We start from the raw sequence: 20,235 nt of genomic DNA, 5'->3' as shown, positions 1-20,235 counted from the left end.
AGTGCCAAGTCAGTCCTCGATCTTCACGGTGGTCTTGAGGTCGCAGGCCTTGTCGGACGCTTCCATACCCGTGGCAAGCCACAGCGCGTACTCGCCTGCGGTCACGCTGGAGATGTCCACGACGGTGGTGAAGCCTGCGTTACCTAGCTCAGGACCAAACGCACTTGCAACGTCCGGTCGCGCGGCACCGGCCTTCAGCTTGGCGTGATACGACCCGGCGGTGCCTTGGAACACAAGCTGGCTATCTGCCAGCACTCCTTGGCCTTTCTCGAACGCCCACCCTTCGAAGGAGGCGCCCTGACCGCGGCGAACCACCACGGGACCGGAAACCGGCAGACCCGATGCAAGATCGAGGTGGCATTGGAGCGCATCGTGATTGGTGGCCTTTAGGCCCGCATCCAGCTTGACGGCCGGGTTATCGGTACTCGCCGGCGCCGGCGCGTCCTTGCTGGCGCCGCGGTTCTCTACTTTACAGCTGGTCACCACAAGACTGAGGGCCAAGGCGATCGTCAGATACAGTCGCGTTGAAGAAAGCAATGGAGAATCTCCTACGAAGGTTGATGGGCGGCGCGTTCGGACACGGACGCCTCGGGAGTAGCGGTGCGGGAGGGTCGCTTCAGTGAGAGGGCGCGCTTCTCCACAAGCCTGAACGAAATCCAGCCCGCAGCTGTGGAAAGCGCAAGTGCCAGAGCGATGGTAGCCCAGCCCGACAGCGACGAGGGCACGATCTGAACCAGCGCAAGGGCGATCGCAAAGTGGTAGATGTACATGCCGTACGAGATATCGCCGAACCAGTCAGGGATCCGCAGCGTGAAACGTGAGGCCATGCCCACTGCCAGAATCACGACAGGAAGCGTTGCGAACTCGACCATGTCATAGACCCGCCTGTCATGGCCAGTAAGCGCGAGCAGCCAGATGGGGAATAGCACCCAGCCGAGCTTCTTCAGTTTCTCTGGCGACGGGCCGACAGTGGCGAGCAGGCATCCTGCCAGTAGATAGTAGACACAGGTAAACCCTAAGCGCACGGGGAAGAAGAAGGTGACAAGGTCGCCGGTGGAGACAACGAAAAGATGCGAGAACGGGAGCGAGCCATAGTCAGTTCTTACAAAGATGGCAACTACCGCAACGAACAGGAGCGCGACCAGTTTGGGGAAATGGCGCCAGCCCCCGAATAGTCCAACCAGAATGTAGAAGCCGAGTTCGGCGGTCAGAGAGTACAGCTGGCCCACCAGCGGAGCGCCGCCGAACGTGCCAGGCAGACTCGGATTTAATGGGAACACAGCGGCCGTTGCGAGGAAAGACCGGGTACCTGGATGGATAAGGTACTCGCGCAGCGGGAGCGCGGAGAACATCGGCCCTAGTCCAAACGCAAGCAACGGCAACGCCACCCAGAGGGCCGGGAAGATGCGTAGGGCGCGGGCCTCGAAGAACGGCAGTGTGTCGTTCCTGAACCTGCTCTTGGCAATAAGAAACCCACTGATGGTGCAAAAGATGTTCAGTCCGAGTCCGCCGAAGCTCTGATTGTTGGTGGCCCTGCCGAGCCCGTCGTACCCCAGGGCGATGTCCATTGAATGACCCAACGCCACCAGCAGCGCGCCGAGAAGCCTGAGTGCATCGAAGTTGTTGCTGCGCGCGTTTGAGCTCATTGGCCGCTCTCAGAAGGTTTCGAGTCGATGATCACTCCCCATCCCTGGGGATTCAGCGGAACCGTATACGAACCAGGTGTTTTCAGCTGCTTTGCGTGGCTCTGCCAATTGAAATCGACAAACGCGGGGCGACGCAGGTACTGCTGGTTGGTCACTGCCACCAGGCAGAGCAGCGCTGTCGTGGCGACTGTGGCGTTCCATCGATTCTGGCGGCTGCCACCTGTCATCGACAGCCATACCGCCCACCACAGTACAACCTTGATCAGATAGAAATAGCGGTCAGCCAAGAAAAATTGGTACAGGGGAGCGACTTCCTTCAGTCGCACAGGCGCAAATGTTTCTGCCGCTGCGAAGGCGGCGAAGCCGAGTACGATGAGGCGAGAACGTCCTTCGATCCGCTTCGATAAAATCAACGTCCCGACGATCACAGCGAACAACACCAACCATGCGGTCGAGGTCAGGAAAGAGCTGCCGAAGGTATGAATGGGGACCAGCTCGCCGAAGGTGATCTTGAGCAGCGAGAGGAGACCCTCTTGGCCTTCCTCCTTGACCGGAGGGTGCGTGACAACGATGGCAGCTTGGACGATGGCGCCGGCGCACGTTGCTGCCAAGGCCACCCAATCGCGGGTTGCAGCGAACTCACCCAACGCTCCATTGAACGGGTCCAGCTTGATCCGTCGCGACAGATAGGCCGTGGCCAGCATGCCCGCAATGATCAACGCCAGGACGATGGAAAAAGGACCGGTGAGCGCCATGGCAAGGACTGCCAGCGGGCGCATCCAGATCATCCAGCCGTGCGCGACCTGCATCGGGGTGAGGCAAACAGCTGCCAGGGCAAACTGAAGAAACCACTGCGCGTTGGTGATGGTGCCCAAGATCTCGCCGCTGTTGGGAACCGCCAGAAATGACAGCGCCACGATCCACATGGGCACATATGACTTCATGCGCCTACAGGTCACAACGATGGCTGCGGTCGTCAAAAGAATTGCCGATGCGTTGTAGATCAGCGGCGCTTTCGCGGCGGGAAGCCATGACGCAATCCAGGCAACCAGCCTCGGCACAAAGTGCAGATACCCCGCGTAAGGACTGAAGAGCTGAGGCAGATACGTGCCGAACTGTCCCTTAAAGAAGACAGTGGCGTCCTCCGCCCAGAACTGCGGATTGCTCAGCGCATCATTGCTCTTGTAAGCCATTACGACCAGGATGACTAGGAAGAACGCGGCTTTGTCTGCTGTGATCCAACTGCTCTTTTTCGCTGCCGTGGCGGGTTGGGTGCTCATTGTTGGATTTTCCGTAGTTCTGTATCCGACGACTGGCGGATGGAATGGAGGCGGCAGGCAGGCTATCGGGTCGAGAACGAAAGATACTTATGCCCGAAGTAGCTGGTAACCACAGGCACGGCGACGCCCACCGCATGTGCAATGGTCTCTGCATGTTCTTCGAGCCCCGCGCCGGGCAGTGCCCAGCGTGCCAGTGCCAGGCTGACCAATATCGTCTGGAGTACCGCCAGCAGGTTGATTGCAACGAACCATGTGGCTTGGTGGTGGAGGGGCTTGCTGGCTGATTTGAACACGATTGCGCGGTTTAGCACGAACGCGGTCACCATGCCAAGGCAATACGCGACGATAATCGAGGGGACGTAGTTGAGCACTGCGCCCAGTGCGATTCTCGAGCCAAAGTTGACAGCCGCGGCCAGGCCGCCGACAAGAAGGAACAATGTGAACTGTCGGCTCAACATATCTCAGGCTCACGATGTATGTGACGCGGCGACAGCGGCCAGCTTCGCACCTACGTCGATGCTCTCGTTGATCGAGCGATCTTCCGGGTAGTAGTACGCCGTATCCGCCATGTAGAAGCCTTGCAGCGGCGTCTTCATTGGCGGCAGCATGTCCTGGAAGCCTGGCGGGCAGATGGTTTGCGCGTACTCGTATCGATGGCAATGGGTGGCGCGGATCCACTCCGGCTTGAAGTCCGGGTTGATCATCGGTAGATAGCTGATGACTTCGTCGATCAGTTGCTGATTGCTCCACTGCCACTTCGGGTGAGTCTTAGGCATGTAGTAGGGTGCGTAGACGATATGCTCGCCGTGGCCCTTGCCGGGATTGAGATTGCTGTACTCAATTAGGCCGGGGATAGAGATGCGGTCGTCACTGATGTTCATCCAGAAGTTCTCGCTGACCGGCTTGGACAGCTTCAGGATCACGCAGGCAACCGGGATGTTCTCGATCGCGGCCACCTGGTCGGCGAAGGTCTTGGGCAGGCCGGGCACCATGCCAGGCACGTATTGGATTGGTGCCGTCGATACCACGCCGTCATAGGCATGATGGCCGTCGCGGGTGCGGATGCCCGTGACCTTGCCGTCGGCCGAGGTGACCTCTTCGATCGGTTGTGACAGCAGAATGCGTCCGCCGAGGCGCGTCACTTCCGCGGCCATACGTTCCAGCAGCACGGCTGAGCCACCTTCCAGATAGCCCATGCTTTCGTTAAGAAGATTACGCCGCGACAATGCCACGCGCTTGATTCGGGTGCCGATCCACGAAGCGGACAAGTCGTTCTGGTACTCGAAGAACTTCAGTGCGAAAGCCTTCTCCCACATCACCTTGTAGGCTCTCGGGCCGATCCAGCGGGTGATCCAGTCGCGTGCGTTCTCCTTGTCCAGCGCGGTCCAGTCGCTGATGCTTTTGGTGTGCATGACGTGCAGCGCATAGCGGATCTTGTCGATCAGCCCCAGATGCGGGAAACCGAGTAGCGCGAACGGCGTGCCCCATTTGTGCAGCTTGCCCTGATAGTAGTAACCCATCTTGGTGTCGGTCCAATGCAGGCGGTCGGACAGCTTCAGGTCCTCGAGCAGCTTGAACAGCGGGAAATCGGTCTTGCAGATGAAGTGGTAGTAGCGCTCGATGCGCAGACCGTCGAAATCGAAGTCCGCTGACATGCCGCCGATGCGGTCGTCGCGTTCGTACACGTCGACCTGATGGCCCTTCTTCAGCAGTTCCATGGCGGCCATCAGGCCCATTGGGCCGCTGCCGACGATCGCGAATGTACTCATAGTTTTAAGTCTCGTATGACGGTTCAGCGCTTGAGCACAATATGGCTGTAGCGCGGGTCGGTATAGCTTTCGCGGATCGCGTCCTCGAATGGCGTTTGCCGCACTCCGAACACCGCCTCGGTATCGACGCCCTTGAAGTCGTCGCCGGCGCTGAGCGCCTTGAGCTGGTCGGCGGTGAATGGTGGCTTAGAACTGAAAAGCGAATACACACGCAGCAGGAAGGCGAAGAAGCCGATCGGGATATGCAAGATCAGGGTATGCAGTTTTTTAACCCGCTTGATCGTCTTGATGATGTCGACGTAGTCCACGCGCGTATCGCCAACGATATCGTAGACATCGCCGTCGGGCTCGCGTTCGATGCACTTGGCGATGCAACGGCAGAAGTCGCGCTCGTACAGCGGCTGGCGCATGAAGCGGCCATCGCCCGGAATCGGGAACACCGGCGTCCTGGCCATGAAGCGCGACAGCCAACCGAGGTGTTTGGGATCGAACCAGCCGAACATCAGGGTTGGGCGTAGCACGCAGTGGCGCAGGCCGCTGGCGACCACCATCTCTTCCTGTGCGCGCTTGGTGTTGGTGTAGTCGTCCTTGGCCACCGAGTTCACCACAGAGGAGCTGATGTGCACCAGATACGGCACCTCCGCCGCGCGGCAGGCATCGAGCACGTGCGCGGTCGCAGTCAGATTGTTGCGGGTGAATAGGTCAGTGGTCTTGCCGGTGATCTGCGCGTGCAATTGGGCGACACAGGCTGCACCCCCGAACTCGCGTGCCCAGTCGCCGGGCTCGGCAAGGTCTGCCTGCACCACGCGCACGGCCGGGTGCAGCTCGCGCAGGATCTGCAGGTTGTGCGCGTGTTTGTCGATTGCTACCAACTGGGTGTAGCCCTGCTGTTCGAGTTCGACGATTAGGTTCTGGCCGACCAGGCCCGCGGCGCCGGTGATGACGATCTTGGCGTGTTTGTCCGTCATGTCAGAGCTTGATCCTGCGAAAAATGAATTCCGGGATGTTCTTGATTACCAGCATGATTACCCACCAGAAACCAGGCAGGTAAGCCACAGCGCGACGGCTGTCCACCGCGCTGAGTATCCCCTTGGCAATCTGGTCCGGCTTCGCCCACAGTGCGCCCTTTTTGAAGGCCGCAGTCATGGGGGTGTCGACGAAGCCCGGCTTGATCGTGAGGACGTTGATGCCTTGCGGGCGCAGGCGTTGTCCCAGGCCGCTCAAGTAGGCGGTCACGGCGGCCTTGGCACTGCCATAAAGGTAGTTGCTGGCTCGGCCGCGATCGCCCGCCACAGAAGAAATGACGGCCAGCGTGGCACCCGACGTCAGTCGCGTCACAATCGCTGCGCACAGCGCAATCGTGGAGGTGCCGTTGGTGGCGAATTCGCGCAGCGACAGTTCTACCGACGCGTCACACGCAGCCTGATCCGGCAGCGTGCCGTGTGCGATCAACGCGACATCGACACCGCCCAAGGCAGCCCAGGCTGCATCCAGAACTTCGCCATGATGCGCATTGTCGTTGACATCCAGCACGCCAATGCTGCTTCGCGCGCCGCGGGTGGTGAGGTCAGCCGCAATTGTTTCCAGGCGCGCGGCCTGCCGGCCGAGCAGGTGGATGGCCGCCCCGCGTGCGGCGTAGCGTCGGGCGGTTGCTTCGGCAATGGCCGAGGTGGCCCCGATAATAAGGACGCGTTGCATGTCTACTCCGTGACCCGGCGCCAGAAGCCGGAAGAAAAACGTGGGTCGAGATAGCTGCCGAACTCGCGCCAGCGGCCATAGGCACGCTGAAACGACTGCGCTGTCATACGTGCGTCCTTGGCAGGGTACAGAGCACCGCCGGCTTCGTCGACGATGCGGTCCAGTCGCTCAAGCAGGCGGAAGACGTCAGGACCGGTATTGGGAAAGTCCAGCGCCAACGTCGTCCCCGGCCTCGGGAAAGACAGCATGCCGATGGAGGGCGTGTTGCCGAACTCTTTCAGCACTGCCAGGAAAGAGCCGCTGCCGCTACGCGCGATCTCGGCAAGTAGCGCGTCGACCCCGTCCCGTGCGGCTGCAGGCGGTAATACACATTGATATTGCAGAAAGCCGGACGGGCCGTACATGCGGTTCCAGTCACGGATGCCGTCCAGCGGGTAGAAAAAGGGCAACAGGTGGCTGACGAAGCGTTTGCGCGGAGCGGGCTGGCGCCAGTAATAAAGCGCGTTGAAAGGCCGCAGAGATAACTTGTTTACCAACGAAATCGGTGGCGTGACAGGCATAGACAAGCCTGCGCCTGGCGTTGTCGGTCGCTCTTGGGCAAGTCCGGTGCAATGATCAGCGCGAGTAAAGTGCCCGCGTCCGCGTGACTTGCCGCTTGCCAGGCAATCGATCCAGGCCACGCTGTACTCGTGGCTGTCGGCAGATGCCGCCGATAACTCGAAGAACTCGCCGAGCGAGCCGAAGCGGACATTCTCTGCTTCCAGCGCGGGACTGCCGACGCGGCGCAACTGAATTTCGGCCCATGTGATCAGGCCGGTCAGACCCAGCCCTCCTACCGTGGCAGCAAACCAGTGATCGGCGTCGTCCGGGGTGCACAGCCGCCGTTCGCCGTCGCTGCGCAACAGCTCGAACGCGCGCACATGATGGCCAAAATTGCCGGTGCGATGGTGGTTCTTGCCATGCACGTCGTTGGCGATTGCACCGGCTACGGTGACGTAGCGCGTGCCGGGCGTCACGGGCAGAAACCAGCCTTGCGGCAACACCAGCTCGATGATGTCGGCAAGGGTGACGCCTGCCTCGCAGCGCAGGACGCCATTGCCCGGATCAAAGGCGATAAATCGATCGAGCCCGCGTGCGCACAGCAGTGCACCATCCGGGTTCAGGCAGCTGTCGCCATAACTACGTCCATTGCCACGGGGCAGGGCAAAGCCATCAAATACCGGCAGGCTTGCCACGCGATCGTGGATCGGTAGCAGCGTCTGCTGTGCTTTGGGATAGCGTCCCCAGGACTGCCCCGCTGCCATCAGATGGCGCTCAGGGCGAACAACCCGCACAGCACGACGACGATCTGGCTCACGCGATCGGTGGCAGCGAACACGATCGGGTCGTCGTGCATCTCTCCGCGATGGGCGATGATCCAGACCCGGCTCACCCAATACAGCAGCACCGGACACACCAGCCAGAGCAACTTGGGATTGCGGTACAGCTCCACGCTCTCGGGACTGTTGATGTACAGCGCCATCACCATCACCGCGATGTAGCCAGCCGCCGCGCCCATGGATTGCAGCAGCGAGAGATCCTCCACCGAATAGGCGCGACCGCTGGCCCTGGTCTTGCCGCTGCTCAACATGGCATGCAGTTCGGTGTAGCGCTTGAGCAGGGCCAGCGACAGGAACATGAACATCGAAAAGGCGAGCAGCCAGAACGACAGTTCGACGCCGATCGCCATGGCGCCGCCGATGATGCGTACGGTGTAGAGCGCTGCGAGCAGGACGACATCGATCATCACGATGCGCTTCAAGCGCAGCGAATACGCCAAGGTCATGACGTAGTAGGCAAGCAATACCAGGGTGAACTCGATGCTGCATGCCAGCGACAGCAGCAGCCCGGCGACGGTCAGCGCAGGGGCGACCAGCAGACCCTGCAAGAGAGGAAGCCGACCTGCCGCAAACGGGCGCTTTCGCTTGCGCGGGTGCTGGCGATCAGGCGTCAGGTCCAGCAGATCGTTGAGCACATAGACGCCGGAGGCGCATAGGCCGAACGCCACTAACGCAAGCGCGGACTGCAACACCGATGCCAGATCCAGGAAGCGGTGCGCGGTCAGCAAGGGAACGAATACCAGCAGATTCTTCAGCCACTGATGCAGGCGCAACGCCTTCAGCCATGCACGGGCACGCGGTGGTGCCGGCCAATGCGCATGCACCGTGGTGCGCTGCGCTGCGGCCCGGGCGAGCGTGGCGCCATTGTTGACGACCCAGGCGCCACCGGCCTTTTCCCACACGTGCAAATCCACACTGCCGTTGCCTGCGTAATCGAAATTGCCCTGACCAAAGGCGTCGACCAGCACGTCCGCCTTGTTGCGACCAGACAGATTGCGTTTGCCATCACTGGCGATCACCTGCTCGAACAGGCCCAGATGGTCTGCAATAGGCTTCACCAAGAGTGCGTCGGACGCAGTACACAGCACGCGCGGGCGCTGTGTCGTGGCGCGCAGCAGCTCCAGCACCTGGTGGTTATAGGGCAGGGTCTCCGCAGGCAGGACGACGCGAGAGGCAAGTTCCCGCTTCAGCGCCGCCTTGCCACGCAACAGCCACAGCGGCAGCAGGAACAGGTACAGCGGATTTCGCGCCAGTAGGGCTAGCACCGATTCGTAGAGGATGTCGGAATTCAAAAGCGTGCCATCCAGATCCACGCAAAGGGCGCGTCCAGAAACCGCCGGACGGGTGGAGCTGATGGTAGGGGCGGACATCGACTGCCTGGCGATCCATTGCGGGGCCGCGATTATACCTAGTCGATCAACCCGCTTCTTCCCGCGATGCAAATTCTGCGATCAGCATGGCCGCAGCACCGACGACAATGGCGTACCAGAGCGTGACCAAGCGCGCCGCGACGGCGGCCGCAATTGCGTCCGGGGTAGAGATCCCAAGCCGATTGAGCATCAATACGATGGCTAGTTCGGTGGTGCCGACCCCACCGGGAACGAACGACAATGCGCCGATCAGCATCGCAAGTGGATAGATACCGAGCGCGACCATGGGGTTCAGCTGCAAGCCCATACCAGCGCACAGGCTCACGAACACAGCCGATGTCAGTCCCCAGGCGACGAATCCGGCGAACATGCTTTGCCCGAACGCGCGCAGATCCAGGCAACTACGCAGCTCCAATGCGGCTACAAGGCCGAAGCGGGCCAGGCGTCGCAACCAGCGGCCGGGAAGGCGTTCGCTCACGCGTGACAGGCTATTCAAGAGTGCAGGCCATGCCGCCGCGCCGAACAACACACAGACAAATCCCAGCACCAGCGCCACTAGGGTGCCCAGGGTGGGGAACACCGACGCGGCCAACAAGGACAGCGACAGGATGACCAGCAGATCAGACGCGCGCTCGAAGATGAAGACGCCCAGCGTGCGCTCGGCCGGAATGCCCATGCGCGCGAAATAGCGGATCCGCATCAGTTCGCCGGCCTTGCCGGGCGTTGCTGTCAGGGCAAAGCCCGCCAGATAGCCAGCCAGGCCAGGTAGTACTGGTACGTGATGCCCCTTGCGGCGGAGGAGCCAGTGCCACCGCCAGTACCGGAACAGATACGTGATGGAGACGGGCACGATGGCGAGCGCCATCGACTGCCAGACTTCGCTCAGCCGCGAAAACGTCCCGTTTCCGTGGTCCACCCAGACCAAGACGGCGACGTACCCCGCGCACAGCAGCAACACGAAGGCGGCCAGATAATCCAGGCGGTGCCGCAATCTTGCGGCACTGCCAATGCTGGGTGGCGAAGGTGAATCCATTGCAGCAGAAGGGCCTCAGCCCAGCGCAGCCTCCAGCTCCGGCAGCAGGGCGAACAAATCCCCCACCAACCCGATGTCGGCAATCTCGAAGATCGGCGACTCCGGGTCCTTGTTGATCGCCACGATCGTGCCGGCGTCCTTGATGCCGGTCAGGTGCTGGATTGCCCCGCTGATGCCGATCGCCACATAGAGCTCGGGGGCGATGATCTTGCCGGTCTGGCCGACCTGCAGCTCGTTGGGCACGTAGCCGGCATCGACCGCGGCGCGCGAGGCGCCCACGGCGGCGCCGAGTTTGTCGGCCAGGCTGTAGATGTGCTGGAAGTTCTCCGCCGAGCCGACGCCGCGGCCGCCGGAGACCACGCGCTTGGCGCTCTGCAGGTCCGGGCGATCGGAGCTGCCTGCGGCCAGGCCGACGAAGCGGCTGTGGGTCGGCAGCGTGGCGTCAACCGAGACGGATTCGACCGCCGCACTTCCGCCCTTGGCGGCCTCCGGCCACGACGCGCTACGAATGGTCGCAACCACGATCTGGTCGGCCGGGGCCTTGACGGTGATGATGGCGTTGCCCGCATAGATCGGACGCTTGAAGGTATACGCGTCTTCGACGGTCATCAGATCGGAGATCTGGTTGACGCCCAGCAATGCCGCCACGACCGGCATCAGATCCTTGCCAAAGGTGGTGGAGGGGCCGAAGACATGGGTGTAGCCCTGACCGGCCAGTTGGGCGATCTGCGGTCCCAGCACCTGCGCGATGGCGTGTTCGTTGGCCGCGTTGGCCACGGTCAATACGCGCGCGACGCCGGCCAGCTGCGCGGCCTGTGCGGCAACGCCGGTCGGGTCGGCGGCCAGCACGACCACATCGATGGAGTCGGCCGAGATCGCCTGCGCGGCGCTCAGGGTCTTGGCAGTAGCCGCATTGAGCTGGCCGTTGAGATGTTCGGCAACGATGAGAACCTTGGCCATTACAGCAACCCCTTCTGCTTGAGTGCGGCCACCAGCTCGGCGGCATCCTTGACCATCACACCACGGCTGCGCTTGGACGGCGCCGCATAGTGGGTAGTGGTCAAGCTGTCATGCGCCGCGACCCCGAGATCGGCAAACGCCAGCGTTTCCAGCGGCTTGCTTTTGGCCTTCATGATGTCGGGCAACTTGATGAAGCGCGGCTCGTTCAGGCGCAGATCGGTGGTGATCACCGCCGGCAGGTCCACCTCCAGCGTTTCCAGGCCAGCGTCCACCTCGCGGGTCACCGTGGCCTTGCCATCGGCAACGACGAGCTTGCCGGCGAAGGTCGCCTGCGGGCGGCCCCACAGGGTGGCCAGCATCTGGCCAGTCTGGTTGGCGTCGTCGTCGATGGCCTGCTTGCCCAGGATGACTAGGTCCGGCTGTTCCTTCTCCACCAGCTTGAGCAGTGCGCGTGCAGCGGTCAGCGGCTGGATCGCCGCGTCGGTGACCACGTGAATGGCGCGGTTGGCGCCCATGGCCAGCCCATTGCGCAGATGCGCGGCCGCATCGGCTGGCGCCAGGGTGGCGACCACCACCTCGGTGGCGATGCCGGCGTCGCGCAGGCGCAGCGCCTCTTCCAGGGCGATTTCGTCAAACGGGTTGGGCGAGAGCTTGACGCCCTCGGTCACCACGCCGGAGCCATCCGGCTTGACCTGAATGCGGACGTTGTAGTCCACCACGCGCTTGTAGGCGACGAGGATTTTCATCGTGTACGAGATCCTTCAGCTGTTGCGGGAAGGCCCGGCCGCGGCGGCAGGCTCGGGAGTGGGGCCATTCTAACCGGGCAGGGCGCACCATGCGATGGCGTATGGATGGTGCAGTGCAACGCTTGCGCGTGTCGTTTGGGCCTGGGATTGCTCCGACCGTATATCCTGTGTGGTTTGAGAACGCAGCGCTGCGCGCGCGACCAGGAGGGGTAGACAGTGGCGACTTGGCTAGTAACCGGCGGGGCCGGCTTTATCGGCGGAAATTTTGTTCTTGAGGCAGTCGCGCGCGGGATCCGCGTGATTAATCTTGACGCGCTCACCTATGCGGGAAACCTGAATACCTTGGCGTCGCTGGAAGGCAATGCCGACCATGTCTTCGTCAAGGGCGACATCGGCGACGGCGCGCTTGTGGCCAGCCTGCTGCAGGAACATCAGCCGGACGCAGTGCTGAATTTCGCTGCCGAAAGCCATGTGGATCGCTCGATCGAAGGTCCTGGCGCGTTTATCCAGACCAACGTGGTCGGCACCCTGGCATTGCTCGAGGCCGTGCGCGATTACTGGAAAGCGCTGCCGGACGCGCGTCGCGAGGCCTTTCGGTTCCTGCATGTGTCCACCGACGAGGTCTATGGCACGCTGGGCGAGACCGGCAAGTTCACCGAGACCACGCCGTATGCGCCCAATTCTCCGTACTCGGCATCCAAGGCGGCCTCCGACCATCTGGTGCGCGCGTTCCATCACACCTATGGGCTGCCGGTGCTCACCACCAATTGCTCGAACAATTACGGGCCGTACCACTTCCCGGAAAAGCTCATTCCGCTGGTGATCGCCAAGGCGCTGGCCGGCGAACCGTTGCCGGTGTATGGCGATGGCAAGCAGGTGCGCGACTGGTTGTTCGTCAGCGACCACTGCGAGGCGATCCGCACCGTGCTGGCCAAGGGAAAGGTCGGCGAGACCTACAACGTGGGCGGTAACTCCGAGCGCCAGAACATCGAGGTCGTGCAGGCCATCTGTGCGCTGCTGGATCAGCATCGTCCACGCGACGACGGCAAGCCGCGGGCAAGCCAGATCACCCATGTCACCGACCGGCCTGGGCACGACCGTCGTTACGCGATCGATGCGTCGAAGTTGAAGAACGAACTGGGTTGGGAGCCTGCCTACACCTTCGAGCAGGGCATCGCGCAGACGGTCGAGTGGTATCTGACCAATCAAGTGTGGGTGCAGGGCGTGCTTGACGGAAGCTATCGCCTGCAACGCATTGGCGCCACCGCCTGATACTCATCTTAGCGTCCGTACATGCTGTGCGGACCTCCAAGGACGCTCTCATGACTCAACGTAAAGGCATCATCCTCGCGGGCGGTTCCGGCACGCGTTTGTATCCGATCACCAAGGGCGTCAGCAAGCAGCTGCTGCCGGTGTACGACAAGCCGATGATTTACTACCCGCTGAGCGTGCTGATGCTCGCGGGTATCCGCGACATTCTGATTATCAATACGCCGCACGAGCAGGCGCTATTCCAGTCGCTGCTGGGCGACGGCTCTCAGTGGGGCGTCAATATTCAGTATGCCGTGCAGCCCAGCCCTGACGGTCTGGCGCAGGCCTATCTGATCGGTCGCGAGTTCGTCGATGGCAAGCCGAGCTGCCTGGTATTGGGCGACAACATCTTTCATGGTCATGGTCTGACCGACACGCTGCGTCGCGCGGATGCGCGTGAGCAGGGGGCGACGGTCTTCGGATATTGGGTCAATGATCCCGAGCGTTACGGCGTGGCCGAGTTCGACCAGCACGGCAAGGTGATCGACATTGCCGAAAAGCCGGAAAAACCGCGTTCCAATTATGCAGTGACCGGTCTGTATTTCTATGACGGAAAGGCCAGCGATTATGCCGCTGCCTTGACGCCTTCGCCGCGCGGCGAGCTGGAGATCACCGATCTCAATCGCTGTTATCTCGATGCCGGCGACCTGCATCTCGAGCCCTTGGGGCGCGGCTATGCGTGGTTGGACACCGGCACGCACCAGTCGTTGCACGAGGCAGCCAATTTCATCGAAACCATCCAGATGCGTCAGGGTTTGCAGGTGTGTTGCCCGGAGGAGATTGCCTTTGGGCATGGCTGGATCGATGCCGAACAACTGGAGCGACTGGCTGCGCCATTGCGCAAGAACGACTACGGTAAGTATCTGCACGAATTGGCTGTGAGAGGAGTTGTTCCATGAAGGTGATTGAAACGAAGTTGGCTGGCTGTGTGGTGATCGAGCCGGCGGTGTTCGGCGACGAGCGCGGATACTTCTTCGAGACGTGGAATGCCGAGCGCTTTGGTCAGCACAATCTGCCGACCCGGTTCGTGCAGAGCAACGTGTCGACCTCCGCCAAGGGCGTACTGCGTGGCTTGCACTACCAGTGGCCGCGTCCGCAGGGCAAGCTGGTCAGCGTTCTGGAAGGTGAGGTCTATGACGTTGCTGTGGATGTTCGCCACGGCTCGCCAACCTTCGGGCAGTGGGCGGCGGTTGTACTGAGCGCGGAAAACAAGAAGCAGTTCTGGATTCCGGAAGGCTTCGCCCATGGGTTTGCTGTGCTGTCGGAGCGTGCAGTGTTCAGTTATCTGTGCACTGACGTCTACGTCAAGGAAGCAGATGCGGGCGTGCGTTGGGACGATGCGGCGATCGGCATCGACTGGCCGATCAGCGATCCGGTGCTCTCGGCCAAGGATGCCGCAGCACCTTTCCTGGCAGATGTGCCGGGCGAGCGTCTGCCGGTCTTTGCACCATGACGACGTTGGTACTGGGAGCCAATGGACAGGTCGGCACGGAATTGCTGCGCGCATTGGCAGGCGATGGTCCGATCCTTGCCACAACCCGCAGTGGTCGGTTGCCGGACGGTACCGCGTGTGAGATGGCCGACTTCGACGCACCGCATCGCCTGAGCGAATTGCTGGATCACCTTGCGCCCACCCGCGTCGTCAATGCGGCTGCCTACACCGCCGTCGATCGTGCCGAGCAGGAGCGTGATGCGGCCTTCCGTGCCAATGCCGAGGCGCCGGCGGTCATTGCGCAGTGGTGCGCGCGCGCCGGCGTGCCGCTGGTCCATTATTCGACCGACTACGTCTTCAATGGGCAGGGCACTCGCCCCTATCGGCCGGACGACGCCACCGCGCCGCTCGGCGTCTACGGGCAGAGCAAACTGGCTGGCGAACAGGCGGTGCAGGCGGCCGGCGGCCGGCATCTGATCTTCCGCACCGCCTGGGTCTACGCCGCGCACGGGAACAATTTCCTGCGCACGATGCTGCGCGTGGGAGCCGAGCGCGACGTGCTGCGCGTGGTCGCCGACCAGATCGGCACGCCAACGCCGGCGGCGTTGATCGCTGACATCACGGCGCACGCGCTGCGCCAGCCCGGTGAACCCTCCGGTCTGTGGCATCTGACCGCCACCGGGGAGACCAGCTGGCACGGCTTCGCCGAAGCCATCTTCGCCCAGGCGCACGCGCGCGGGCTGATTGCCCGTGCGCCGCGCGTGGAGGCGATCACCACCGCCGACTATCCAACGCCGGCCACGCGCCCGGCCTATTCGCGGCTGGATACCCACAGCCTGCAGGACACGTTCGGCGTCCGCCTGCCCGACTGGCAGGATGGACTGAGCCAGGTGCTGGACACGCTCGCCCAGGGTTGAGCGGCTTCAATAGCGGCATAGATCGGTGCGGCTTCAGCACCGACTCATAGCTTGCCTCTCGCTTCGGCTACCATCGGTGACTGGTCCGCGCCAGGCCGGCGACCTGCTCTGCGCAGGTCGTGGCCAACGTGGATGTGCCGCTGAAGCGGATGCGATGCGTGATGCATGGGCTGGATGCGTGCATGTGTGTGCGCTACGTCGCATCGGTTGGCACCGTGCAGGTTTTCGCGTGTCCCCCAGCGGGCGCGCCGGCCCATGACGGGCTCGGCCGTACCGTCATCACGCCACGACCTGCGCGCAGCGCGCTGCCTCCTCCCCCCTTCCAAAAATCGCAAGGAATCCCAATGAAGATCGCTGTCGCGGGTACCGGCTATGTCGGTCTGTCCAATGGCGTGTTGCTCGCCAGGCACCATGAGGTCGTGGCGCTGGACATCGTCGAGGCCAAGGTCAAGCTGCTCAACGAAGGCCGCTCGCCGATCGTCGACAAGGAGCTCGAGGCTGCGCTGGCCGAGGGCGGCCTGAACTTCAAGGCCACGCTCGACGCCAACGAGGCATTCGCCGGCGCAGAATTCGTGATCATCGCCACACCCACCGACTACGATCCGGATACCAATTACTTCAACACCCGCTCGATCGAGGTCGTGATCGCCAAGGTACTGGAGATCAACCCGCAGGCGACGATGGTGATCAAGTCGACCATTCCGGTCGGCTACGTGGCCAAGCTGCGCGCGCAGTTCGGTACCGACAACATCATCTTCTCGCCCGAATTCCTACGCGAAGGGCGGGCGTTGTACGACAACCTGTACCCGTCGCGGATCATCGTCGGCGAGCGCTCGGCGCGCGCGGAAACCTTCGCGCGGCTGCTGCAGGAAGGCGCGCTCAAGCTCGACGTGCCGGTGCTGTTCACCGAGCCGACCGAGGCCGAGGCGATCAAGCTGTTTGCCAACACCTACCTGGCGATGCGGGTGTCCTACTTCAACGAACTGGACACCTACGCGCTCACCCATGGGCTGGACAGCCGCCAGATCATCGAGGGCATCTGCCTGGATCCGCGCATCGGCAGCCACTACAACAATCCGTCCTTCGGCTACGGCGGCTACTGCCTGCCCAAGGACACCAAGCAGTTGCTGGCCAACTACCAGAGCGTGCCGCAGACCATCATCCGGGCGATCGTCGATTCCAACACCACCCGCAAGGACTTCATTGCCGCCGACGTGCTGCGGCGCAATCCCAAGGTCGTCGGCATCTACCGGTTGATTATGAAGGCGGGGTCGGACAACTTCCGTTCGTCCAGCATCCAGGGGGTGATGAAGCGCCTCAAGGCCAAGGGCGTGGACGTCATCGTGTACGAACCGACGCTGAGCGAGCCGGAGTTCTTCCGCTCGCGCGTGGTCAACGATCTGGAGGCCTTCAAGCGCGAGGCCGACGTCATCATCAGCAACCGCATGGCCGACGCGCTACAGGACGTGCAGGGCAAGGTCTATACGCGCGACCTGTTCGGCGACAACTGAGTCGGGCAGGCCCTGCGTCTGGCGGGTGGCAAATGCCACTCGTCCAGGCCATCCATGATGTTGTCTTGGGCTACGGGGCCGTTCGCGGCCTTGCAGGCGAACGCCACGGGGCGGCAGTGGCATTGCCCGGTCGCATCCACGTGCGATGCAGCCTGCGGAAGCAGGCGACCTGTGACCTGCCTGCGCAGCGTGTTGTGATCGAAGCGAGACAGGGATAACGCAAAACGGCGGCCATTGGCCGCCGTCGATGTTGCCGTCTACGTGAAGTGCGCGATCAGGCGCGGCCGTAGGTGTCCTCGAAACGCACGATGTCGTCTTCGCCCAGATAGCTGCCGGACTGCACTTCGATCAGTTCCAGCGGCAGTTTGCCCGGGTTGCGCAGGCGATGCGTGACGCCCAGCGGGATGTAGGTACTCTGGTTTTCGGTCAGCAGCAGCACTTCCTCGCCACGGGTGACTTCGGCAGTGCCGCTCACCACGATCCAGTGTTCGGCGCGGTGGTGGTGCATCTGCAGGCTCAGCACGGCACCGGGCTTGACGGTGATGCGCTTGACCTGGTGACGCTGGCCCATGTCGATCGAGTCGTAGGCGCCCCACGGGCGATACACCTTGCGATGCCAGGTGGCCTCGGAGCGACCGTCGGACTTGATCCGGCCGACCACATCCTTCACTTCCTGGATGCGATCACGGTGGCCGACCAGTACGGCATCCGGCGTCTCGACGACGACGACGTCTTCCAGGCCGACCATGGCGATCAGGCGCGAACCATAGGCGTAGGTGTTGCGGCAATCCAGCTGGATCACATCGCCATGATGCGCGTTGCCCTGGCCATCCTGCTCGGACACGTCCAGCAGCGACGACCACGAGCCGACGTCGTTCCAGCCGGCATCCAACGGCACTACGACCGCATCGGCGGTCTTTTCCATCACCGCGTAGTCGATCGAATCCGACGGGCTTGCTGCGAAGGCGTCCTTGTCCAGGCGGGTGAAGTCGGCGTCGCGCTTGCCGTTCTGCCACGCGGTCTGGCAGGCATCGGCAATGGCCGGATGGAACTTGCGCAGTTCTTCCAGGTATCGCGAAGCACGGAACAGGAACATGCCGCTGTTCCAGTAGTACTCGCCGCTGGCCAGGTAGCCTTGCGCGGTTGCCAGGTCGGGCTTCTCGACGAAGCGTTCGACCGTGCTCGCACCGGTGCCCGAACTGGCCTTGATGTAGCCGTAGCCGGTTTCCGGTGCGGTCGGCTTGATGCCGAAGGTCACCAGCTTGCCTTGCTCTGCGGCAGCGACTGCCACTGTCACCGCTGCCTGGAACGCAGCTTCGTTCTGGATGACGTGATCTGAGGGCAGGACCAACAATAAGGGGTCGGCGCCATCGCGGCTGGCTTCCAAGGCTGCGACTGCAATTGCCGGGGCAGTATTGCGGCCTTTGGGTTCAAGCAGGATGGCAGAAGGTTTGACTCCGAGCTGCTGCAGCTGCTCGGCGGCCATGAAGCGGTGCTCCTCGTTGGCCACCACGATGGGAGCATGGCCTGCAACGGGAGCCGCGCGCAGCCAGGTGGCCTGCAACATGCTCTTGTCGCCGACCAGCGGCAGGAATTGCTTGGGATAGGACTCGCGCGACAGCGGCCACAGGCGCGTGCCGGAGCCGCCGGACAAGATAATCGGAAGGACGTCGCTCATGAGCGGGGGAAACTCCAGTGCGTCAAAGTGGGGGAGGAGGGTAAATCAGCCGCGCAGCAGATCGGAAATCTCTTGCGTACGGCTTTCCAGCAATGCGGCATCGCCGCGGGTTTCCACGTTCAGACGCAATAGCGGCTCGGTATTGGAGCTGCGCAGGTTGAAGCGCCATTGGCCAAAGTCCGCGCTGATGCCATCGGTGTAGTCCAGCTCCGGCGACAGATCGGCGTAGTGCTCCATCACGCGGGCAACCGCGGCCTTGGCATCGGCCACCTTGAAGTTGATCTCGCCGCTGCAGGGGAACTTCTGCATGCGCGCCTCGACCAGATCGGCCAGCGAACGACCGGACTGCGACACCAGCTCGGCAATCAGCAACCATGGAATCATGCCGGAATCGGCGTAGGCGAATTCACGGAAGTAGTGGTGCGCGCTCATTTCGCCGCCATAAACGGCGTTCTCGCTGCGCATCTTTTCCTTGATGAAGGCGTGGCCGCTCTTGCACAGCACCGGAATGCCGCCGGCTTCTTCGACCTGCTCGACCGTGTTCCAGGTCAGGCGCGGGTCGTGCACGACCTTGCCGCCCGGCTGCTTGGCCAGGATGGCTTGTGCGAGCAGGCCGACCAGGTAATAGCCTTCGATGAAGCGGCCGGTGTGATCGAAGAAGAAGCAACGATCGAAGTCGCCGTCCCACGCGATACCAAAATCGGCGCCGTGGTCCTTGACCGCCTTGGCGGTGGCGTCGCGGTTTTCCGGCAGCAGCGGGTTGGGGATGCCGTTGGGAAAGTTGCCATCGGGCTCATGGAACACGCGGACGAACTCGAACGGCAGATGCGGCGCAAGCAGATCCACGATCAGGCCGGCGCCGCCGTTGCCGGCATTGACCACCAGCTTGAGCGGCTTGAGCGTGCTGCGGTCCACGTAGCTGAGCAGGTGCTCCAGGTAGGCAGTCTTGTCGGTGCGGCTCTGCTCGGCGGCTGTGGGCTCGCCGGGTGCGGCGGTATCGGCCGCGACGGTGTCGCGGATGGCGAACAGGCCGGTATCGGAACTGATTGGTCGCGCCTGCTCGCGGACCAGCTTCATGCCGTTGTAGTCCATCGGGTTGTGACTGGCAGTGACCATGACGCCGCCGGCGGCCTTGAGGTAATCGGTCTGGAAATAGACCTCCTCGGTGCCGCACAGGCCGATGTCGATGACCTCGCGGCCGCTGGCGCGCAGGCCGGCCGAGAGCGCTTCCTGCAGCGCCGGGCTGGCCAGGCGCACGTCGTGGCCCAGGACCACCGGCCCCTGATCCAGCTGCGCCGCCAGTGCCACACCAATGCGGCGGGCCAAGTCCTCGTTGAGTTCATCCGGCACGCGGCCGCGAATGTCGTAGGCCTTGAAGGCGGGTAGCGTCATGGGCAATTCCTGGGGTGGGGGACACCCGAGTTTAGCGGGTGCGCCGTGTCTTGGGTGTGGCGGAATTGCGACCGAGGACAGGGAACAGTCAGCGGATAGAATGGCCGCTTCAC

Annotated in this window: 19 protein-coding genes; 5 read left to right on the top strand and 14 right to left on the bottom strand. The window is 62.6% G+C overall.

Annotated features, from left to right (window positions below):
* Window positions 1–9: 9 nt before the first annotated feature.
* The 12 genes from ACCQ12_RS16880 to ACCQ12_RS16825 all read right to left on the bottom strand — a co-directional run bounded on the left by ACCQ12_RS16880 (window position 10) and on the right by ACCQ12_RS16825 (window position 11,881).
* Entirely contained in the window at window positions 10–537 is a 528-nt protein-coding gene (locus ACCQ12_RS16880; protein ID WP_372382300.1) for a hypothetical protein, read from the bottom strand.
* 11 nt (window positions 538–548) lie between these two features.
* Window positions 549–1,646, bottom strand: coding sequence for an acyltransferase family protein (locus ACCQ12_RS16875; RefSeq protein ID WP_372382299.1), 1,098 nt, complete (start codon window positions 1,644–1,646; stop codon window positions 549–551).
* Window positions 1,643–2,926 carry a hypothetical protein gene (locus ACCQ12_RS16870; protein WP_372382298.1) on the bottom strand — a complete coding sequence of 428 codons (1,284 nt, stop codon included), beginning with the start codon at window positions 2,924–2,926 and terminating at the stop codon, window positions 1,643–1,645. Before ACCQ12_RS16870 ends, ACCQ12_RS16875 begins: the two co-directional genes overlap by 4 nt.
* Before the next feature lie 62 nt (window positions 2,927–2,988).
* Complete coding sequence (locus ACCQ12_RS16865; protein WP_372382297.1) at window positions 2,989–3,384, bottom strand: GtrA family protein; 396 nt, start codon at window positions 3,382–3,384, stop codon at window positions 2,989–2,991.
* Window positions 3,385–3,393: 9 nt separating this feature from the next.
* The gene (locus ACCQ12_RS16860; protein ID WP_372382296.1) at window positions 3,394–4,695 is read right to left on the bottom strand and encodes an NAD(P)/FAD-dependent oxidoreductase; all 1,302 of its coding nucleotides are present in this window, start codon (window positions 4,693–4,695) and stop codon (window positions 3,394–3,396) included.
* A gap of 23 nt (window positions 4,696–4,718) precedes the next feature.
* Window positions 4,719–5,663 (bottom strand): NAD-dependent epimerase/dehydratase family protein, encoded by a 945-nt coding sequence (locus ACCQ12_RS16855; protein ID WP_372382295.1) that lies wholly within the window; start codon window positions 5,661–5,663, stop codon window positions 4,719–4,721.
* 1 nt (window position 5,664) lies between these two features.
* Window positions 5,665–6,393 carry an SDR family oxidoreductase gene (locus ACCQ12_RS16850; protein ID WP_372382294.1) on the bottom strand — a complete coding sequence of 243 codons (729 nt, stop codon included), beginning with the start codon at window positions 6,391–6,393 and terminating at the stop codon, window positions 5,665–5,667.
* 2 nt (window positions 6,394–6,395) lie between these two features.
* Window positions 6,396–7,697 carry an FAD-binding oxidoreductase gene (locus tag ACCQ12_RS16845; RefSeq protein WP_372382293.1) on the bottom strand — a complete coding sequence of 434 codons (1,302 nt, stop codon included), beginning with the start codon at window positions 7,695–7,697 and terminating at the stop codon, window positions 6,396–6,398.
* Complete coding sequence (locus tag ACCQ12_RS16840; RefSeq protein ID WP_372383649.1) at window positions 7,697–9,085, bottom strand: UbiA family prenyltransferase; 1,389 nt, start codon at window positions 9,083–9,085, stop codon at window positions 7,697–7,699. Before ACCQ12_RS16840 ends, ACCQ12_RS16845 begins: the two co-directional genes overlap by 1 nt.
* 103 nt (window positions 9,086–9,188) lie before the next feature.
* Window positions 9,189–10,175 carry a lysylphosphatidylglycerol synthase transmembrane domain-containing protein gene (locus tag ACCQ12_RS16835; protein ID WP_372382292.1) on the bottom strand — a complete coding sequence of 329 codons (987 nt, stop codon included), beginning with the start codon at window positions 10,173–10,175 and terminating at the stop codon, window positions 9,189–9,191.
* A gap of 15 nt (window positions 10,176–10,190) precedes the next feature.
* Entirely contained in the window at window positions 10,191–11,135 is a 945-nt protein-coding gene (locus ACCQ12_RS16830; RefSeq protein WP_372382291.1) for an electron transfer flavoprotein subunit alpha/FixB family protein, read from the bottom strand.
* Entirely contained in the window at window positions 11,135–11,881 is a 747-nt protein-coding gene (locus ACCQ12_RS16825; protein ID WP_005991844.1) for an electron transfer flavoprotein subunit beta/FixA family protein, read from the bottom strand. The genes ACCQ12_RS16830 and ACCQ12_RS16825 overlap by 1 nt, the downstream gene beginning before the upstream one ends.
* A gap of 216 nt (window positions 11,882–12,097) precedes the next feature.
* Here ACCQ12_RS16825 and rfbB point away from each other — a divergent pair, with 216 nt between their 5' ends.
* The 5 genes from rfbB (at window position 12,098) to ACCQ12_RS16800 (ending at window position 17,052) form a co-directional block, all read left to right on the top strand.
* Window positions 12,098–13,153, top strand: coding sequence for a dTDP-glucose 4,6-dehydratase (gene rfbB, locus ACCQ12_RS16820; protein ID WP_372382290.1), 1,056 nt, complete (start codon window positions 12,098–12,100; stop codon window positions 13,151–13,153).
* A 50-nt stretch (window positions 13,154–13,203) separates the two neighbouring features.
* A complete protein-coding gene (gene rfbA, locus ACCQ12_RS16815) occupies window positions 13,204–14,091 on the top strand; it encodes a glucose-1-phosphate thymidylyltransferase RfbA (protein ID WP_166749541.1) in 888 nt (295 codons plus the stop codon).
* On the top strand, window positions 14,088–14,645 hold the full coding sequence (rfbC, locus tag ACCQ12_RS16810; RefSeq protein WP_166749303.1) for a dTDP-4-dehydrorhamnose 3,5-epimerase: 558 nt from the start codon (window positions 14,088–14,090) through the stop codon (window positions 14,643–14,645). The genes rfbA and rfbC overlap by 4 nt, the downstream gene beginning before the upstream one ends.
* On the top strand, window positions 14,642–15,541 hold the full coding sequence (rfbD, locus tag ACCQ12_RS16805) for a dTDP-4-dehydrorhamnose reductase (protein ID WP_372382289.1): 900 nt from the start codon (window positions 14,642–14,644) through the stop codon (window positions 15,539–15,541). The genes rfbC and rfbD overlap by 4 nt, the downstream gene beginning before the upstream one ends.
* Window positions 15,542–15,885: 344 nt before the next feature.
* Window positions 15,886–17,052 carry a nucleotide sugar dehydrogenase gene (locus tag ACCQ12_RS16800; RefSeq protein ID WP_372382288.1) on the top strand — a complete coding sequence of 389 codons (1,167 nt, stop codon included), beginning with the start codon at window positions 15,886–15,888 and terminating at the stop codon, window positions 17,050–17,052.
* Between the two features lie 274 nt (window positions 17,053–17,326).
* On the opposite strand, the gene ACCQ12_RS16795 is transcribed toward ACCQ12_RS16800, so the two are convergent.
* Together ACCQ12_RS16795 and ACCQ12_RS16790 are read right to left on the bottom strand one after the other, a co-directional pair.
* Window positions 17,327–18,730: a mannose-1-phosphate guanylyltransferase/mannose-6-phosphate isomerase gene (locus ACCQ12_RS16795; protein WP_372382287.1), complete on the bottom strand. Its 1,404-nt coding sequence runs from the start codon at window positions 18,728–18,730 to the stop codon at window positions 17,327–17,329.
* A gap of 45 nt (window positions 18,731–18,775) precedes the next feature.
* Complete coding sequence (locus ACCQ12_RS16790; protein ID WP_039403516.1) at window positions 18,776–20,122, bottom strand: phosphohexomutase domain-containing protein; 1,347 nt, start codon at window positions 20,120–20,122, stop codon at window positions 18,776–18,778.
* Between the last annotated feature and the right edge of the window lie 113 nt (window positions 20,123–20,235).

The sequence above is a fragment of the Xanthomonas sp. NCPPB 1068 genome, from assembly GCF_041479385.2.
Taxonomy (GTDB): domain Bacteria; phylum Pseudomonadota; class Gammaproteobacteria; order Xanthomonadales; family Xanthomonadaceae; genus Xanthomonas; species Xanthomonas cannabis.
The sequence above is the reverse complement of the archived record's forward strand: the minus strand, read 5'-3'. Positions and strand labels throughout refer to the sequence as shown.

What these genes read in the sequence shown, in the direction of transcription:
- ACCQ12_RS16845 (WP_372382293.1), bottom strand. Translation starts at nt 7,697, where the DNA reads ATGGCAGCGGGGCAGTCCTGGGGACGCTATCCCAAAGCACAGCAGACG.
- ACCQ12_RS16790 (WP_039403516.1), bottom strand. Translation starts at nt 20,122, where the DNA reads ATGACGCTACCCGCCTTCAAGGCCTACGACATTCGCGGCCGCGTGCCG.
- ACCQ12_RS16800 (WP_372382288.1), top strand. Translation starts at nt 15,886, where the DNA reads ATGAAGATCGCTGTCGCGGGTACCGGCTATGTCGGTCTGTCCAATGGC.
- ACCQ12_RS16870 (WP_372382298.1), bottom strand. Translation starts at nt 2,926, where the DNA reads ATGAGCACCCAACCCGCCACGGCAGCGAAAAAGAGCAGTTGGATCACA.
- ACCQ12_RS16830 (WP_372382291.1), bottom strand. Translation starts at nt 11,135, where the DNA reads ATGGCCAAGGTTCTCATCGTTGCCGAACATCTCAACGGCCAGCTCAAT.
- ACCQ12_RS16825 (WP_005991844.1), bottom strand. Translation starts at nt 11,881, where the DNA reads ATGAAAATCCTCGTCGCCTACAAGCGCGTGGTGGACTACAACGTCCGC.
- ACCQ12_RS16850 (WP_372382294.1), bottom strand. Translation starts at nt 6,393, where the DNA reads ATGCAACGCGTCCTTATTATCGGGGCCACCTCGGCCATTGCCGAAGCA.
- rfbA (WP_166749541.1), top strand. Translation starts at nt 13,204, where the DNA reads ATGACTCAACGTAAAGGCATCATCCTCGCGGGCGGTTCCGGCACGCGT.
- ACCQ12_RS16860 (WP_372382296.1), bottom strand. Translation starts at nt 4,695, where the DNA reads ATGAGTACATTCGCGATCGTCGGCAGCGGCCCAATGGGCCTGATGGCC.
- ACCQ12_RS16835 (WP_372382292.1), bottom strand. Translation starts at nt 10,175, where the DNA reads ATGGATTCACCTTCGCCACCCAGCATTGGCAGTGCCGCAAGATTGCGG.
- ACCQ12_RS16855 (WP_372382295.1), bottom strand. Translation starts at nt 5,663, where the DNA reads ATGACGGACAAACACGCCAAGATCGTCATCACCGGCGCCGCGGGCCTG.
- ACCQ12_RS16875 (WP_372382299.1), bottom strand. Translation starts at nt 1,646, where the DNA reads ATGAGCTCAAACGCGCGCAGCAACAACTTCGATGCACTCAGGCTTCTC.
- ACCQ12_RS16795 (WP_372382287.1), bottom strand. Translation starts at nt 18,730, where the DNA reads ATGAGCGACGTCCTTCCGATTATCTTGTCCGGCGGCTCCGGCACGCGC.
- rfbC (WP_166749303.1), top strand. Translation starts at nt 14,088, where the DNA reads ATGAAGGTGATTGAAACGAAGTTGGCTGGCTGTGTGGTGATCGAGCCG.
- rfbD (WP_372382289.1), top strand. Translation starts at nt 14,642, where the DNA reads ATGACGACGTTGGTACTGGGAGCCAATGGACAGGTCGGCACGGAATTG.
- ACCQ12_RS16865 (WP_372382297.1), bottom strand. Translation starts at nt 3,384, where the DNA reads ATGTTGAGCCGACAGTTCACATTGTTCCTTCTTGTCGGCGGCCTGGCC.